The sequence below is a fragment of the Curtobacterium flaccumfaciens genome, from assembly GCF_051548005.1.
In the GTDB taxonomy this organism is placed as follows: Bacteria; Actinomycetota; Actinomycetes; order Actinomycetales; family Microbacteriaceae; genus Curtobacterium.
In genome coordinates, this window is record NZ_JBPUGH010000074.1 from 1 (window position 1) to 16,115 (window position 16,115).

The 16,115-nt window shown below is 71.1% G+C and carries 13 protein-coding genes and 1 tRNA gene; 4 read left to right on the plus strand and 10 right to left on the minus strand.

All coding sequences use genetic code 11. The features are described 5' to 3' along the window. Positions 1 to 261: 261 nt before the first annotated feature. On the minus strand, positions 262 to 1,266 hold the full coding sequence (locus tag ACSW7Y_RS10095) for a CpaF family protein (protein ID WP_438126163.1): 1,005 nt from the start codon (positions 1,264 to 1,266) through the stop codon (positions 262 to 264). A 557-nt stretch (positions 1,267 to 1,823) separates the two neighbouring features. On the opposite strand from ACSW7Y_RS10095, the gene acs reads away from it, so the two are divergent. Beyond that, complete coding sequence (acs, locus tag ACSW7Y_RS10100) at positions 1,824 to 3,779, plus strand: acetate--CoA ligase (protein ID WP_438126164.1); 1,956 nt, start codon at positions 1,824 to 1,826, stop codon at positions 3,777 to 3,779. 78 nt (positions 3,780 to 3,857) lie between these two features. Here the strand turns inward: acs and ACSW7Y_RS10105 are convergent, their stop codons facing one another. Continuing rightward, complete coding sequence (locus ACSW7Y_RS10105; protein ID WP_438126165.1) at positions 3,858 to 4,319, minus strand: RidA family protein; 462 nt, start codon at positions 4,317 to 4,319, stop codon at positions 3,858 to 3,860. Beyond that, positions 4,316 to 4,474, minus strand: a complete 159-nt coding sequence (locus ACSW7Y_RS10110) for a hypothetical protein (RefSeq protein ID WP_022903105.1) — start codon at positions 4,472 to 4,474, stop codon at positions 4,316 to 4,318. Before ACSW7Y_RS10110 ends, ACSW7Y_RS10105 begins: the two co-directional genes overlap by 4 nt. A 50-nt stretch (positions 4,475 to 4,524) precedes the next feature. Between ACSW7Y_RS10110 and ACSW7Y_RS10115 the strand changes: the two genes are divergently transcribed. The 3 genes from ACSW7Y_RS10115 to ACSW7Y_RS10125 all read left to right on the plus strand — a co-directional run bounded on the left by ACSW7Y_RS10115 (position 4,525) and on the right by ACSW7Y_RS10125 (position 8,213). Then, positions 4,525 to 7,083, plus strand: coding sequence for a transglycosylase domain-containing protein (locus tag ACSW7Y_RS10115; RefSeq protein WP_438126166.1), 2,559 nt, complete (start codon positions 4,525 to 4,527; stop codon positions 7,081 to 7,083). Continuing rightward, entirely contained in the window at positions 7,080 to 8,039 is a 960-nt protein-coding gene (locus ACSW7Y_RS10120; RefSeq protein ID WP_438126167.1) for a metallophosphoesterase, read from the plus strand. The genes ACSW7Y_RS10115 and ACSW7Y_RS10120 overlap by 4 nt, the downstream gene beginning before the upstream one ends. 100 nt (positions 8,040 to 8,139) lie before the next feature. After that, a tRNA-Pro gene (locus ACSW7Y_RS10125) sits at positions 8,140 to 8,213 on the plus strand. Between the two features lie 222 nt (positions 8,214 to 8,435). Here ACSW7Y_RS10125 and ACSW7Y_RS10130 read toward each other — a convergent pair. The 7 genes from ACSW7Y_RS10130 to ACSW7Y_RS10160 all read right to left on the minus strand — a co-directional run bounded on the left by ACSW7Y_RS10130 (position 8,436) and on the right by ACSW7Y_RS10160 (position 16,041). After that, positions 8,436 to 9,476 (minus strand): LLM class flavin-dependent oxidoreductase, encoded by a 1,041-nt coding sequence (locus ACSW7Y_RS10130; RefSeq protein WP_438126168.1) that lies wholly within the window; start codon positions 9,474 to 9,476, stop codon positions 8,436 to 8,438. Between the two features lie 121 nt (positions 9,477 to 9,597). Continuing rightward, complete coding sequence (locus tag ACSW7Y_RS10135) at positions 9,598 to 10,224, minus strand: thymidine kinase (protein ID WP_438126169.1); 627 nt, start codon at positions 10,222 to 10,224, stop codon at positions 9,598 to 9,600. Then, positions 10,224 to 10,925, minus strand: coding sequence for a response regulator transcription factor (locus ACSW7Y_RS10140; protein ID WP_242863021.1), 702 nt, complete (start codon positions 10,923 to 10,925; stop codon positions 10,224 to 10,226). The genes ACSW7Y_RS10135 and ACSW7Y_RS10140 overlap by 1 nt, the downstream gene beginning before the upstream one ends. Then, positions 10,912 to 12,048: a hypothetical protein gene (locus tag ACSW7Y_RS10145; RefSeq protein ID WP_438126170.1), complete on the minus strand. Its 1,137-nt coding sequence runs from the start codon at positions 12,046 to 12,048 to the stop codon at positions 10,912 to 10,914. Before ACSW7Y_RS10145 ends, ACSW7Y_RS10140 begins: the two co-directional genes overlap by 14 nt. Next, positions 12,045 to 13,295 carry a sensor histidine kinase gene (locus ACSW7Y_RS10150; protein WP_438126171.1) on the minus strand — a complete coding sequence of 417 codons (1,251 nt, stop codon included), beginning with the start codon at positions 13,293 to 13,295 and terminating at the stop codon, positions 12,045 to 12,047. The genes ACSW7Y_RS10145 and ACSW7Y_RS10150 overlap by 4 nt, the downstream gene beginning before the upstream one ends. 127 nt (positions 13,296 to 13,422) lie before the next feature. Beyond that, positions 13,423 to 14,505: an Rv2578c family radical SAM protein gene (locus tag ACSW7Y_RS10155; protein WP_438126172.1), complete on the minus strand. Its 1,083-nt coding sequence runs from the start codon at positions 14,503 to 14,505 to the stop codon at positions 13,423 to 13,425. Between the two features lie 48 nt (positions 14,506 to 14,553). After that, a complete protein-coding gene (locus tag ACSW7Y_RS10160; RefSeq protein WP_438126173.1) occupies positions 14,554 to 16,041 on the minus strand; it encodes a malate:quinone oxidoreductase in 1,488 nt (495 codons plus the stop codon). Positions 16,042 to 16,115 lie beyond the last annotated feature (74 nt).

The window sequence follows — 16,115 nt, forward strand, 5'->3', positions numbered from 1 at the left end:
CGCGGACGTCGTGCCACGCGGGTGTCTCCGCGGTGGGGAGACCACCCACGAGGTGCCAGGCCCTCGGCGGCGGCACGCCGGCCGAGACGAGCGTCGCCACCCGGTCGAGTGTCCTCGCGGCGGCGGCCGCCACGGCGGCGTGCTCCGACGCCGGCCGACGCGGCCGCGCCCTCGGCCCCACTGCCGCACCGGGCGGCTGTGTCCCTTCCCCCGCTGCCCTCCTGTCGGACGCGACGACGCGACCGCGACGCCACGGCCTCGTCACCGCCACCCGTCCACCGGGCGCATGCCGAGCCTCCCGTCCGCACCGAGCACCGGCGTCCCCACCCCGGCGAGCCGTCGCACCCCGCGACGACGCTCGACGTGCAGCACGAGGTCGAAGGCGCTCACCGCCTGGCGGGCCAACGACGCCGGGTCCATCCCGGCGAGCGCACCGAGCGCCTCGAGCCGGGCCGGCACGTCCGGGAGGCCGTTGGCGTGCACGGTCCCGGCACCGCCCTCGTGCCCGGTGTTGAGCGCGGACACGAGCTCGCGCACCTCGGCCCCGCGACACTCCCCCACGACGACCCGGTCCGGGCGCATCCGGAGCGACTCGCGCAGCAGCCGCGCGAGGTCGATCGCGCCGCTGCCCTCGGCGTTGGCCTGTCGAGCCTCGAGTGCGACGACGTGGGGGTGGTCGATGCGGAGCTCGGCGACGTCCTCGACCGTGACGATGCGCTCGTCGTGCGGGACGGTGGCGAGCATGGCGGCGAGGAGGGTCGTCTTCCCGCTGCCGGTGGCACCACTGACGAGGACGTTCCGTCGTTCGGCGATCGCCCGTTCGACCACGCGGCGCGGGACCCGCTCGAAGGTCCCGCTCCGTTCGAGCCCGGCGAGGGTCGGCCGCCCCGGCCGAGGGAGCCGGATCGAGAGCGCCGTGCCGGTGACCGCGACCGGCGCGAGCACGACGTGCACGCGGATCCCGTCCTCGTGGCGGACGTCGGCCATCGGCGTGCTCTCGTCGACGTGCCGGCCACCGCGGGCGACGAGGGCGGCGCCGAGTTCGCGGGCGCGTCGTTCGTCGAGGACGAGGTCGACCGGTTCGAGCCCGGCGCCGCGGTCGATCCACGTCCCGCGCCCGCCGACGGCGAGGACGTCGGTGACCGCGGCGTCCCGGACGAGGCCGGCGAGCTCCTCGAACTCGGCCGCGCGCACGGTCCGCTCCGCGCGGGGCGGGGCGACCCCGGGGAGGAACGGCGGGGACGGGACGGCTCGGTGTCGGTGCATGTCGGGCGACGGTAGGCGGACCACGACACGCGGCACGGCAGTGCCGCTCTGCGGTGCACAACGCCGCGGTGTCCCCAGCAACGGGCATCTTTGTCCCCCGTTGCAGAAAGCCGTACCCCAGTCGGTGCAGCGAGCACGCGGAGGCGCGAGACGAGCCGATCCGGTCCACGACCGCGCCGATCGTCGACCGGACAGCCGTCACGACCGCCGTCGAGCTCCATGCGTCGGCACGGACCGATCTGTCCACCGTTCCGCGTCCCCACGCGGATCCATGCGTGACACATGTGTCCGCGTGGAGCGGCAGGAGCCCGAGGAGCCCGGGAAACAGAAGAGGCGGCACCTGTTGGGGGGAACGGGTGCCGCCTGGACATCGGCGGATTGGGGGGAATCACGGCCGACGCCACCGGAAACGAGTCCGGCGATGAACACTGTACCCCACGAACACCCCTCCGCGGCAACCCCGACACGGAATCCGTGAGCGACGGCGCAGGGGTAGTCTCCGGGTGCTGCCGGCAGCGCCACGGGTGCTGCTCCGATGCCGACGTGAAAGGACACCGATGTCCCCGACCCCGACCGACGCCTCACCCCGCCACGAGGACGGCCCCACGTTCCCGCCGTCGCCGGAGTTCGTCGCCGACGCCGTCGCCCACGAGGACCTGCACGAGGCCGCCACCGCCGACCGCGAGGGCTTCTGGGCCGAACAGGCACGGACGCTCCTCGACTGGCGGACGCCGTTCACGCAGACGCTCGACTGGTCCGGCGCCCCGTTCGCGAAGTGGTTCGCCGACGGGGAGCTCAACGTCGCGGAGAACTGCCTCGACCGGCACGTCCGCGCGGGCAACGGCGACCGGGTCGCGATCCACTTCGAGGGAGCCCCCGGTGACACCCGCCGCATCACGTACGCGGAGCTGACCGCCGACGTGCAGCGGGCCGCGAACATGCTCACCGACCTCGGCGTCGGCCAGGGCGACCGCGTCGTGGTCTACCTCCCGCTCATCCCCGAGGCCGTGGTGACGATGCTCGCCGTGGCCCGGATCGGTGCGATCCACTCGGTCGTCTTCGGCGGCTTCAGCGCGGAGAGCCTGCGCGCGCGCATCGAGGACGCCGAGGCGAAGCTCGTCGTGACGGCCGACGGCGGATGGCGCCGTGGTGCGGTCTCCGCGCTGAAGCCGGCGGTCGACGAGGCGCTCGAGGGCGAGGGCACGGACAGCGTCGAGCACGTCCTGGTCGTCAAGCGCGGCGGCAACGAGATCGCCTGGAACGACCGGGACCTCTGGTGGCACGACGAGTTCGCGAAGGCCGCCCCCGAGCACGAGGCGCAGGCGTTCCCCGCCGAGACACCGCTGTTCATCCTGTACACGTCGGGCACGACCGGGAAGCCCAAGGGCATCGTGCACACCTCCGGCGGGTACCTCACGCAGGCGACGTACACGCACCGCAACGTCTTCGACATGCACCCGGAGAAGGACGTCTACTGGTGCACGGCCGACATCGGCTGGATCACCGGGCACTCCTACGTCGTCTACGGCCCCCTGTCGAACGGCGTCACCCAGGTCCTCTACGAGGGCACCCCGGACGAGCCGGAGCCCGGGCGCTGGTGGGACCTCGTCGACTCCTACGGCGTCACCGTGCTCTACACGGCGCCGACGGCGGTCCGCGCCGCGATGAAGGCCGGGCGGCAGATCCCGGAGGCACGCAGCCTCGAGACCCTGCGCCTCCTCGGCAGCGTCGGCGAGCCGATCAACCCCGAGGCCTGGCAGTGGTACCGCCAGGTCATCGGCCACGACCGCACCCCCATCGTCGACACGTGGTGGCAGACCGAGACCGGCGCGATCATGATCTCCGCGCTCCCCGGCGTCACGAAGCTCAAGCCCGGTGCCGCGCAGACACCCCTGCCCGGGATCACCGCCGAGATCGTCGACGAGGACGGCCGCCGCGTCGAGCCGGGCGAGGGCGGCTACCTCACCATCGCCGATCCGTGGCCGTCGATGGCGCGCGGCATCTGGAACGACCCGGACCGCTTCGTCGAGACCTACTGGTCGCGCTTCCCTGGCCGCTACTTCGCCGGTGACGGCGCACGGCTCGACGGGCAGGGCGACATCTGGGTGCAGGGGCGCGTCGACGACGTCATGAACGTCTCCGGTCACCGCCTGTCGACGGCCGAGATCGAGTCGGCTCTCGTCGGCCACGAGGGCGTCGCCGAGGCCGCGGTCGTCGGCGCGGCGGACGAGACGACCGGTCAGGCGGTCGTGGCGTTCGTGATCCTCACCGCCGAGGCCGCCGACGGCGTCGACCGCGACGCCACGGCGAAGGAGCTCCGCGACTGGGTGGGCAAGCGCATCGGCGCGATCGCCAAGCCCCGGCAGGTCGTCATCGTCCCGGAGCTGCCGAAGACGCGGTCCGGCAAGATCATGCGGCGTCTCCTCCGCGACGCGGCCGAGGGCCGCCGCATCGGTGACACGACGACGCTGGCCGACCCGACGATCATGGCGACGATCGCGGAACTCATGTAGTCCCGCACACGTGAGCAGGGCCTCCCGTCCGGTCGGACTGGAGGCCCTGCTCACGTGTGGCGCGCCGCTGGCGGTCCGTCAGTCGGTCAGCTCCACGACCAACTCGACCTCGACGGGTGCGTCCAGCGGGAGGACCGCGACGCCCACCGCGCTGCGCGCGTGGACGCCGGCGTCACCGAAGAGCTCGCCCACCAGCGTGGAGGCGCCGTTCGCGACGGCCGGTTGCCCGGTGAACGACGGGTCGGACGCGACGAAGACGGTCACCTTCACGACCCGCGCGACACGGTCGAGCGACCCGGCGACGGACTGGACGGCGGCGAGGGCGTTGAGGGCCGCGGTGCGGGCCTCGGCGGTGGCGGTCTCGGGGTCCACGCCGGCGCCGACCTTGCCCGTGACCGGCAGCGCGCCGTCGACGAACGGCAGCTGACCGGCCGTGTACACGTACCGGCCCGTGACGACCGCGGGGACGTACGCGGCGACCGGCGCGGCGACCGCCGGGACGGTCAGGCCGAGCTCGGCGAGACGCTCCGCGACGCTCATGCGTCGGCCTTCGGGCGCTTCAGGTACGCGACGAGTCCACCCTCCGGACCGGTGACGACCTGGACGAGCTCCCAGCCCTCGTCGCCGAAGTTGTTGAGGATCGCCGTGGTGTTGTGGATGATCAACGGCGTCGTGAGGTATTCCCAGCGGCTCATGCGGTTCCTTGCCAGCCTTTCAGTCGGCGGTGTCGTTTAGGCTGCATCCTATGTCTGCCCAGAAGACGTCTGCCTCGCGGACCAAACCAGTCTCCGCAGTCGGTGCCTTCGTCGGATTCGTCGGCTTCAGCGTGCTCGCCGGTCTCCTCGTGACGATCGGTGTGACCCCGGCCATCGCGGTGGCCGGTGTGACCACGACCTCGACGATCGGCGTCTTCGAGTCGCTCCCGGAGTACATCGAGATCGGTGACCTCCCGCAGCGCAACGAGCTCTACGCGTACCAGGGCGGCAAGAGCGTCCACTTCGCGACGGTGTACGACCAGAACCGTCAGGAGCTCAAGTACGACCAGATCAGCGACAACCTCAAGAACGCTGCCATCGACGGTGAGGACAAGCGCTTCTTCGAGCACGGCGGCGTCGACATGACCTCGCTCGTCCGCGCGGGCGTGGGCAGCCTCGCGGGCGGGCTCGGCGAGTCCGGCGGTGGGTCGACGCTGACCATGCAGCTGGTCCGCAACATCAAGATGCAGCAGGCGCTCGAGCTCCCCACCGAGAAGGAGCGCCTCAAGGCCTACAACGAGGCCACCGAGACGACCATCCCCCGCAAGCTCGAGGAGATGAAGCTCGCGATCGGCCTGGCGAAGAAGTACTCCAAGAAGGAGATCCTCACCGGGTACCTCAACATCGCCTACTTCGGCGACCAGACGTACGGCGTGCAGGCCGCCGCGCAGCACTACTTCAACAAGTCGGCGACCGACCTCACCCCGGCCGAAGCCGCGTCGATCCTCGCGATCGTGCAGTCGCCGAACACGCGCAACCTCTCGACGCCGAAGAACTACGAGGCGAACAAGGCCCGTCGCGACGTCATCCTCAAGTCGATGTACGCGCAGAAGCACATCGACAAGGCGACCTTCGACAAGGCGATCGCGTCGAACCCGAAGGACTACGTCCGGCTCACCCAGCCCACGCAGGGCTGCCGCGCCTCGGTCGGCGACGGCTCGCAGTTCTTCTGCGACTACGCCGTCAAGGTCGTCAAGGAGATGTCCCAGCTCGGCGGCACGCAGAAGGAGCGCGACACCGCCTGGCGCAACGGCGGATACACGATCCAGACGACGCTGGACATCGGCCTCAACGCCCAGCAGAAGCAGATCCTCAACACGTACGACAACAAGGCCGAGACGCAGATCGCGCTCGGCGCGACACTCGACTCGGTCGAGGTCGGTACGGGTCGCATCCTCACGATGGCGCAGAACAAGGACTTCGACGAGGCGCTGAAGTCCGCGCCGACGTCGACGTCGCTGAACTACGCGGTCGACGAGAAGTACGGCAGCTCGAAGGGCTTCCAGACCGGTTCGACGTTCAAGGCGTTCACGCTGCTCGACTGGATCAAGGCCGGGCACGGTCTCAACGAGACCGTCAACGGCACCGCTCGCGTCGTCTCCCCCTGGACGATCTGCGGTCAGCAGGACTACACGCAGTTCGACGTGTCGAACGACTCCCCCGGCGAGAACGGCAACTACAGCGTGATCGGCGCGACCGCCGGCTCGATCAACGGCGCGTTCGCGTCCATGGCGCAGAAGCTCGACCTCTGCGACATCAAGACCATGGCCGAGAACTTCGGCGTCCACCGCGCCGACGGCACCGAGCTCCGCAAGAACCCGTCCTTCATCCTCGGGACGAACGAGGTCGCTCCGCTCACCATGGCGGCCGCCTACGCCGGCATCGCGAACAACGGCACGTTCTGTGCGCCGGTCGCGATCGACCAGATCACGAACGCCGAGGGCAAGAAGCTCGGCGGCCAGGCGAAGAACTGCTCGCAGGCGGTCGACCCCGTCGTCGCGCAGACCGCGATCTACGCCATGAAGCAGACGATCACGAGCGGTACCGCCCGCGGCGCCCAGACGTACGACGGCACGCAGATGTTCGCCAAGACCGGTACGACCGACGAGGCTGAGCAGATCTGGCTCGTCGGTGCCTCCACCAAGGTGGCGACGGCCTACTGGCAGGGCAACACCGACGGCAAGAAGCTCAACCTCCGGCACTACAGCAACGGCGTGAACGGCACCTACGCCGGCGTCCGTGCCGACGTCTGGCGGCAGGCGCAGACCCCGGTGAACGCGGCCTACCCCGGCGGGACCTTCACGAACCCGTCGTCGACGTCGATCCGCGGCAACAGCATCCAGCTCCCGGACCTCGCCGGCAAGAGCGCTGACGAAGCCCGGTCGACGCTGGCATCCGCAGGGTTCACCTACGTCGACGGCGGCACGCAGCCCGGCACCGGTGACGCCGGCCAGGTGGCCAAGACGTCGCCGGCCGCGGGTTCGTTCCTCTCCCGGGGCGCGAGCGTGACGGTCTACACGAGCGACGGCTCGCAGGCCGCGGTGCCGAACGTCGCCGGCAAGGACGTCGGCAGCGCCCGTTCGCAGCTCGAGTCGGCCGGTCTGAGCAACGTCTCGATCTCGGACCAGTACGAGAAGGGCGGCGGCTCCAAGGAGTGCAGGGTCGCCTCGACCGACCCCGCCGCCGACTCGGTCGTGGGCAAGGCCTCCGGCGTGACCGTGAAGCTGTACGGCACGAAGGACGGCAAAGCGCCGAAGGACTGCAAGTGACGCGCGGCCGCGCCGCGCTCGGGATCCTCGCAGCGGGCGCGGCCGTCGGCGGTGCCGCTGCGGCGTGGGGGTCGCTCGTCGAGCGGCGCCGGTTCGGCATCCGATGGGAGACCGTCCCCGTGCTCGCGCCGGGCTCCCGCGACATCGTGGTGCTGCACCTGTCCGACCTCCACATGGCGCCGTGGCAGGCGGACAAGCAGCAGTGGCTGCGCGACCTCAGCCTCGTCGAGCCCGACTTCGTGGTGAACACCGGCGACAACCTCGGCCACGCCACGGCGAACTCCGCGGTCGAGTACGCGCTCGAGCCTTTCCGCGGGGTGCCGGGCGCCTTCGCGTACGGCTCGAACGACTTCTACGGCCCGACGCCGCGGAACCCGTTCAAGTACTTCGGTGGCCCGAGTACGCACGGTGGCGGGGGTGCCCGTCCGGTCGAGCTCGACATCGACCGGCAGACGGCGTTCTTCGAGTCGCTCGGCTGGCTCGACGTCAACGACCAGGCGCACGCGATCGAACTCCGCGGCTCCCGACTCGAGCTGTTCGGCACGTCGGACGCGCACCGCGACTGGGACCGTCTCGACCTCCTGCCGACCAACGTCGACGAGATGCGCAGCGACGTCCCCTGGTCCGAGGACGAGGACGGCCCCGCGCCGGTCTCGATCGCGGTCACCCACGCGCCGTACCGCCGGGTGCTCGACGCCTTCGTGACCCAGGGGGCCGACATCATCTTCGCCGGTCACACGCACGGCGGCCAGGTGCAGGTACCCGGCGTCGGCGCGCTCGTCACGAACTGCGACCTCCCCCGCCGGTACGTCAGCGGGCTGCACAAGTGGGAGCACCGGAACCACTGGTCGTGGCTCGAGGTGTCCGCCGGCCTCGGGACGTCGATCTACGCGCCCGTGCGGTTCTCGTGCCGCCCGGAGGCCGTCGTCGTGACACTCACGGCACGCACTGGCTGACCGCCGGTCCGACGCGCCCGGGCGTCACGCAGATGGTCGTGAGCACCCTCGATCATCCGGTAGACTTCTGGGGTTGCTCCGGTTCGGAGTGATCACACCGCGGGGTGTGGCGCAGCTTGGTAGCGCGCCTCGTTCGGGACGAGGAGGTCGCAGGTTCAAATCCTGTCACCCCGACAGCAAGGCCCTGGTCACACGACCAGGGCCTTTCTCGTTGCAGGGGTTCCTGCTCCCCATACCTCGAACCGAGTGGTCACACGACGTGCCGCGCGTACTCCGCGCCGGTCGCACGACGTGCCGCGCGTGTTGCGCGTTGGTCGCACGACGTGCCGTCCCGACCACGGCCGCCCGACACGTTGTGCGACCAGGTCCGGCGCCGCCGTCCGCGCCGCACTGGGCTCAGGCCACCGCAGCGCCCGCCCGCACGAGCCGCCCCTCGGCGTGCAACCGCGCCACGACGTCGAGCGCCTGGTGCCGGTACCGCGCCTGCGCAGCACCCGGCGCCACGATCACGCCGTCCGCGCCGGTGGACTCGACGAGGGCGTTGATCTTCGCCGCGACCTCGTCCGCGTTGCCGTACGCCTGCCGAGCCGTGCGGGCCTCGATGAACCGACGCTCGAGGTCCGAGAACTCGTACGCGCGGGCCTCGTCCATCGACACCGGCTCGGGCTTCGCCCCCTGCCGCATCCGGATGAAGGAGATCATCCCGGGAGCGGACTGCTCCGAGATCACCGCGGGGTCCTCGTCCGTGACGACCTGCACGCCGATGAGCGCGTTCGGCTCGGAGCGGAAGCGCGACGGCCGGAACGAGTCCCGGTAGAGCGCGAGCGCCGCCTCGGTGTTGTCGGACGCGAAGTGGTGCGCGAAGGCGAACGAGACGCCGAGCGCCCCGGCGACCTGGGCGCTGTAGCCGGACGAGCCGAGCAGCCAGAACTCCGGGACGTCGCCGTACCCGGGCACGGCGCGGATGCGGGACAGCGGGTTCGAGGCGTCCATGCCGGTGAAGAAGCCGATGAGGTCCGCGAGCTGCTGCGGGAAGTCGTCGACGTCGAGGCGGTCGGTGCGGCGGAGCGCCATCGCGGTCGCGCCGTCGGTACCCGGGGCACGCCCGATGCCGAGGTCGACGCGGTCGCCGTAGAGCGCCCGGAGCGTTCCGAACTGCTCCGCGATCACGAGCGGCGCGTGGTTCGGCAGCATCACTCCCCCGGAACCGATGCGGATGGTCGACGTGGCGGCGCCCACCGCGCTCAGCAGCACCGCCGGCGCGGAGGACGTGATCCCCGGCATCCCGTGGTGCTCGGCGACCCAGATGCGCTCGTAGCCGAGCCGTTCGGCGTGCACCGCCATGTCGATGGAGCCCTGCAGGGCGTCGGTGTTGGACTGGCCGTACTCCCGCGTGGCCAGGTCGAGGACGGACAGGTGCACGGATGCGTCGCTCATGTGGTCGCCAACAGCGACCGGCCGACGTGCATTCCGCACCGGCCCACGGCCGGGAGGCGCGCGGCGGACCCGCCACGGGCCTCCCGGCCGTCACGGGGTGACCCCGCGCCGGCGGCGAGCGTCAGTCGCCGTCGAGGTGTCCGCCGGACTCCGTGAGGTAGCAGTTCGCGCAGAGGGCCTCGTAGGTGACGTCCTCGCCGTCGATCGCGACCTGCGCGCCGTCGAAGACGAACCGACCGTCGATCAGTCGGGGGTTGAAGATCGCCTTCCGTCCGCACCGACAGATCGTCTTGAGCTCTTCGAGCGAGTGCGCGATCTCGAGCAGCCGCGCACTGCCGGGGAACGCCTCGGTGCGGAAGTCGGTGCGGATACCGTACGCGAGGACCGGGATGCCGTCGAGGACCGCGATGCGCAGGAGGTCGTCGACCTGCTTCGGCGTCAGGAACTGCGCCTCGTCGACCAGGACGCAGCTGACGGGCCGGACCATGCCGTCCAGCCGCGCGGACGCCGGGTCGGCCGCTCCTGCGGCGAAGACGGCGGCACGGACGTCGTCGGTCGGGGCGAACACGACGTCGACCGCCCGGGTGACACCGAGGCGGGAGACGATCTCGTGGTCACCCTTGGTGTCCACCGCGGGCTTCGCGAGCAGGACCCGTTGGCCGCGCTCCTCGTAGTTGTAGGCCGCCTGCAACAGCCCGGTGCTCTTGCCGCTGTTCATCGCGCCGTAGCGGAAGTAGAGCTTCGCCACTACGCGAGGAACCCGTCCTCCGCCGCACGACGGATGAGGTCGGACTTCTTCGACGCGGGACGCCCGACCTTGCTGTACTTCTCGCGCACGCGGCGGAGGTACGTCTTCGCGGTCTCGTACTGCACGTTCATCTGCGCGGCGACCTCGTTCGTGGAGTAGCCGGACACGTACAGGCGCAGGGCCTCTTCTTCGCCGTGGCTGAGCTTGGGACGCTGGTGGGCGTTCGCCCCCGTCGGGAGCGGACGCCAGTCGCGCTGCGGCGGGGTCTCGCGCGCGACGCCCATGATCTCGCGCGCGACGTCCATGACCTCCCGCATGGGCAGCGACTTCGACAGGAACGCCGCGGCGCCGGCCGCGAGGGCGCGGTCGCGGGACTCGCGGCTGTCGACGCTGGAGAGGACGATCACCTTCGCCCCGGCGGCACGGCAGGTGCGGACACGGGCCTCGATCGAGACGGGCTCCTTGAGCTGGAAGTCGAGGAACACGAGGTCGGTCGGGAAGCTGTCGCTGTGGACCATCTCGAGCCAGGTGTGCGCGGTGAGGGCCAGGTCGAAGTCGAAGGCGTTGACGGCGATCCAGCTCGACAGGGAGTCGAGCAGCACCTCGTGGTCGTCGAGGATGGCCAACCGCACCCGGCGGGTCCCCGGGGTCGGGAGGACGGGACCGCCCTCCGAGAGCCGGTTCGGGTCAGTGCTGGTCATACGAGAACCTTAGTGCGAGGGCGGAGGGTCGGACCGCGACGTCGAGGTCGGGGAACGTCACGCGGAGGACGGCGAGGTAGGGGTCGAACGTGCGGTGGATGCCGATGTCGGAGTCCGCGACCACGACGTCGACGGTGACCTCGACCCGGCCCTCCGGTGCCGGGCGGGCCCGGGCGGTGACGCCGGCCGGATCGACGGCGGCGGCGCGGAGCGTGGCACGGAGGAACGTCCGGACGACGGTGCGCTGGTCGACGTCGAGCGTCGCGAGCAGCCCGTCGGGGTCGTCCACGACGGACCGCTCGCCGCCCTCGGTCTGGATGGCGTGCTCGAACCACGTCCGGTCGGCGTCGGCGACCATCCCACGGCGCAGGCCGTCGGCGATCGCCCGGGCGCGGGCACGGTCGACGTCGGTGATGACGTCGCGGGTGCGGAGTTCGGCGAAGAACGGCGCGACCTCGTCGGCGAGGACCGTCGACCGGTCCTGCTGCACGCTCGCCGCGATGCCGTCCTGTTCGGCGCGCTCGACCGAGTAGGACCCGGCTCGGATCTGCACCCGCTCCGCGAGCCCGGAGAACGTCGATGCGAACACCGCGGACGCCCCGGTCAGCACGAGGGTGGGCGCCGCGGCCAGGAACGCGGCGACGGCCACGGGCACCTGGTGCGGGAACACCGCGGCCCCCACGCCCCACGTCACGCCGTTCACCACCGCGAGCACGAGTCCGCCGGCCGCGAGGTCCGTCCACGGCCGGTACGGGGCCGCCATCACGATGCCGGTCGCCGTGAGGAGGCACATGAAGTCGTTGAGGGCGTTGCGGTCCGGCCCCCACTGCGCTGCGACGCTCGCCACCGAGGCCGCGCCGAGGAGCGCCACGTGTGCGGTGAACGCCCCGCGGGTGAACGGTGCGCGGAACGGACTGGAGGCGGCGATCACCACCGTCGCTGACGCCGCGACGAGCAGCACCGTCAGCGCGCTCAGCCCGGGGCTGCCGGTCACGTCACGGTCGAAGAGGGACACCAGGAGCGCCCAGAGGGTCCCCACGGCGCCGATCACGACGGCGAACGGCCGTGATCCCATGGCACCGAGCGGGTCGTACTGCTGGGCGGTGCGGCGGGGGGCCGTCACCGGGCACGCTCCGGTTCGTCGTCCTCGGCCGCGCGGCCGACTCCCAGGGTGATCCCCGCCGGTGCCGCGACCGGCACCGTCATCATGATGCTCGTCCCGGCGCCCGGTGAGGACCACACCTGGACGGAACCGCCGACCCGCTCGATGCGCTGCCGCACCGACCCCCGGAGCCCCATCCGGTCGGCGCCGGTCGCCGCCTCGTCGAAGCCCCGACCGTCGTCGACGACCATCACCGTGGTCGAAGCGCCGTCGTCGAACACGCTGACCTCGGCGGCGTCCACCCCGGCGTGCTTCCGGACGTTGGCGAGGCACTGCCCGACGGCCCGCACGAGTGCGTCGAGCGTGCGGTCGTCCAGGCGTTCGAGCGAGGACCGTTCGCCCGTCATGGCGATCACGAGGCCGCGATCGCGCTCGTCCTCGAGCAGCTGCTCGAACGCGGCCACCGGGGCACGGGGGCCGTCCTCGGCGGACCGTGCGCCGTCGGAGCCCGGCGTCCCCAGCCACTCCCGCCCGGTCAGGACAGCGATGTCGGCGTCGACGGTCCGGGCCAGCTGCCGGTCCATCGGGCCGTCGGGCGCGAGCGCGATGGCGCCGAGGTGGTTCAGGACCGTGTCGTGCAGGATCGCCGCCGCCTCGGCCTCGACGCCGGCCCGGTACGCGGAGACGTGCTCCTCGCGCGCGGACCGGAGGAGTTCGGGCTGGACCCGGGTGGACCGTGCGGTGGCGCGGCTGGTGAACAGCACGAGGGCGATGACGAACGCGAGCGTCACCCACGCGAGGACGAGCGGTTGCGGCGTGCCGTCCGTCTGCACGAGGGCGATCAGTGCGGCACCACGCCCCACGAGGAACCCGCCGAGGGACCACAGCACGACCCGGCCGGGTACCGCTCCGGCGCCACCGACGAGCACGAGCGGGATCACGGCGAGGGACAGCAGGTAGGACGCGACCCAGGGCACCTCGACCTCGCGTTGCACGACCGTCGCGAACCACCAGACGCACACGCCGCCGACCACGAGGAACGCCACGGCCGAGCGCCACGTGCCGAACTGCGCGTGGACGCCGATCATCCCGAGCATCGGCACGAGGACGAGCACGGCACCGATGATCCGTGCGTCCGGGTCGCTCGCGCCGAGCAGCAGGAGCGCGATCGCCGCCGCGAGGATCGACCCCACGGCCGCCGCGTGGAAGGCGCGCACGGTCGACCAGGCATTCACGCGCGGCGCGAGGTGCGTGGGGATGCCGAGCACGGGCGGGTCGTCCTTCCGGGTAGGTCTCTTCGCCGTCCGTGTACCCCGAAACGAGGTGGCGACAGCGACCCGCCCGATGATACCGGCCCGCTCCGACATCGGGTGTCCCCCGAACGCGGAGCGGACGTCAGAACAACGTCGGCGAGGTCCTGGTCACGGTACGCCGCTCGGCGAACTCCGGTGCCGCCCGTTTGAGCGGCATCACACGCTTGCGGTCGACGCTGTGCCCCATCGACCCGGTGGTCGGGTCGACCGTGCCGAGACCCACGCCGTGCGCGCGCAGGATCGGCCGGATCCGCTCCCCCAGCCACCGTCGGTAGTCCTTCGGCGCGTACGTGTTGTCGAGGTACATCGACCGGTAGCGCTCGACGAGGTCCGGGCGGTTCCGCCGGAGCCACGCTGCCCACCAGGGCTTCACCCCGGGCCGCAGGTGCAGCGCCGAGTACATGATGCTCGTCGCACCGGCCGCGACGGCTCGACCGACCGCGTCGTCGAGGTGCGCCTTCGTGTCCGTGATGTACGGCAGGACCGGCATCAGGAACACCGCGCAGTCGAGCCCGGCGTCCCGGATCGCGCGGACCGTGGCCAAGCGCGCGGCCGTCGTGGGCGTCCCCGACTCGACGGACTGCTGGAGGTCGTCGTCGTACACCGCGATCGACATCGCCAGGTCGACCGGCACCCGTTCGGCCGCGGCGACGAGCAGGGGCAGGTCACGGCGCAGCAGGGTGCCCTTCGTGAGGATGCTGAACGGGGTGCCGGCATCGGCCAGCGCCTCGATCACGCCGGGCATCAGGCGGTACCGGCCCTCCGCTCGCTGGTACGGGTCGGTGTTCGTCCCGAGGGCGACCGGGTGCCCCTCCCACGTTGGCTTCGCGAGCTCGCGGCGCAGCACGTCCGCCACGTTGGTCTTCACGACGATCTGCTGGTCGAAGTCCGCGCCCCCGTCGAACTCGAGGTACGTGTGCGTCGGACGCGCGAAGCAGTACACGCACGCATGGCTGCACCCGCGGTACGGGTTGATCGTCCACCCGTACGTGCCGTCGCCGTCGGCACTCGGCACGCGGTTCAGGGCGCTCTTCGCCAGGACCTCGTGGAACGTGACCCCGGCGAACTCCGGAGTCGTCACACTCCGGACGAACCCGCTGTTCGACTCCATGCCCGGCAGTGCGTCGTCCTGCGACGCGTCGATCGCCTGTCCACTCCACCGCATGTCGCCATTCGAACACACGTTCGAACGGCGCGCAAGCCGCGGTCCGGCTCAGTGGTGCAGGCCGAGCACCTTCGCGGTGCGCTCCAGCGTCTCGTCCGCGAGCTGCGGGTCGTCCCCGAGGTCCTTCCCGTAGGTCGGGACCATCTGCTGGACGGCAGGCTGCCAGCCGGCCCAGCGGTCCGGGAAGCACCGCTCGAGGAGCTTCAGCATGATCGGGACAGCCGTCGACGCCCCGGGGCTCGCACCGAGGAGGCCCGCGATCGAGCCGTCGGCAGCGGTGATGACCTCGGTGCCGAATTGCAGCACGCCGCCCTTGTCCGCGTCGGGTTTGATGACCTGCACGCGCTGCCCGGCCGTGATGCGGTGCCAGTTCTCCGGCTGCGCGGACGGCATGAAGTCGCGGAGGGCGTCGAACTTGGTCTGCTTCGAGGCGAGCAGCTGGCCGACGAGGTACCGGACGAGGTCGAAGTTCGAGAACGCCACGCTCAGCATCGGGCGGAGGTTGTGCGGCCGGATGCTCTTGAACAGGTCGAGTACGGACCCCTGCTTGAGGAACTTCGGGCTGAACCCCGCGTAGGGGCCGAACATGAGCGAGGCGCTGCCGTCGACGATGCGGGTGTCGAGGTGCGGGACCGACATCGGCGGCGCACCGACACTGGCCTTGCCGTAGACCTTCGCAGAGTGCTTCTGCACGACCTCGGGATCGTCCGTGCGGAGGAACTCCCCCGACACCGGGAACCCGCCGTAGCCGCGGATCTCCGGGATGCCCGACTTCTGCAGCAGGTGGAGCGCCCCACCGCCGGCGCCGACGAACACGAACTTCGCCGCGATGCGCTGCGTCGAGCGACCGATCTCGTTCCGGACGTCGAGTACCCACCCCTCGCTGATCTTCGACCGCGTGACGTTCGTCACCTGGTGCGACGACTCGAACTCGACGCCGTCGATCTCGAGCTGGTCGAAGAGCTGACGCGTGAGCGAGCCGAAGTCGACGTCCGACCCGGCAGCGGAGTAGGTGGCCGCGATCGGCTGGTCCTTCTTCCGACCGGGGATGAGCGCCGGCGCCCACTGCCGGATCTGCTGGGGGTCGTCCGAGTACTCGATCCCGGCGAACAGCGGGTGGCCCTTCAGGGCCTCGTACCGCTTGCGCATGTACTCGACGTTCTCGGCACCCCACACGAAGGAGATGTGCGGCGTCGGGTTGATGAAGTTCGTCGGTTCCGGGAGCGCGCCCTGTTCGACCAGGAACGACCAGAACTGCCGCGACACCTGGAACTGCTCGTTGACACCGACGGCCTTGCTGATGTCGACGCGCCCGTCCGCGAGCTCGGGCGTGTAGTTCAGCTCACAGAGGGCGGAGTGCCCGGTGCCGGCGTTGTTCCACGGGTTCGAGGACTCCTGCGCGACACTGCCCAGGCGCTCGTAGACGCGGATCTTCCAGCTCGGCTCCAGCCGGTGGATGATGGCGCCGAGCGTGGCGCTCATGATGCCACCCCCGACCAGGACGACGTCGATCGGATCCACCTGCTTCACTGCCACCCGTCGATCCTACCGTCGCGCGGTGGGAGCGGGGTGACCGGGGAACGGACGGGAGGCGCGGTGCGGACCCGCAC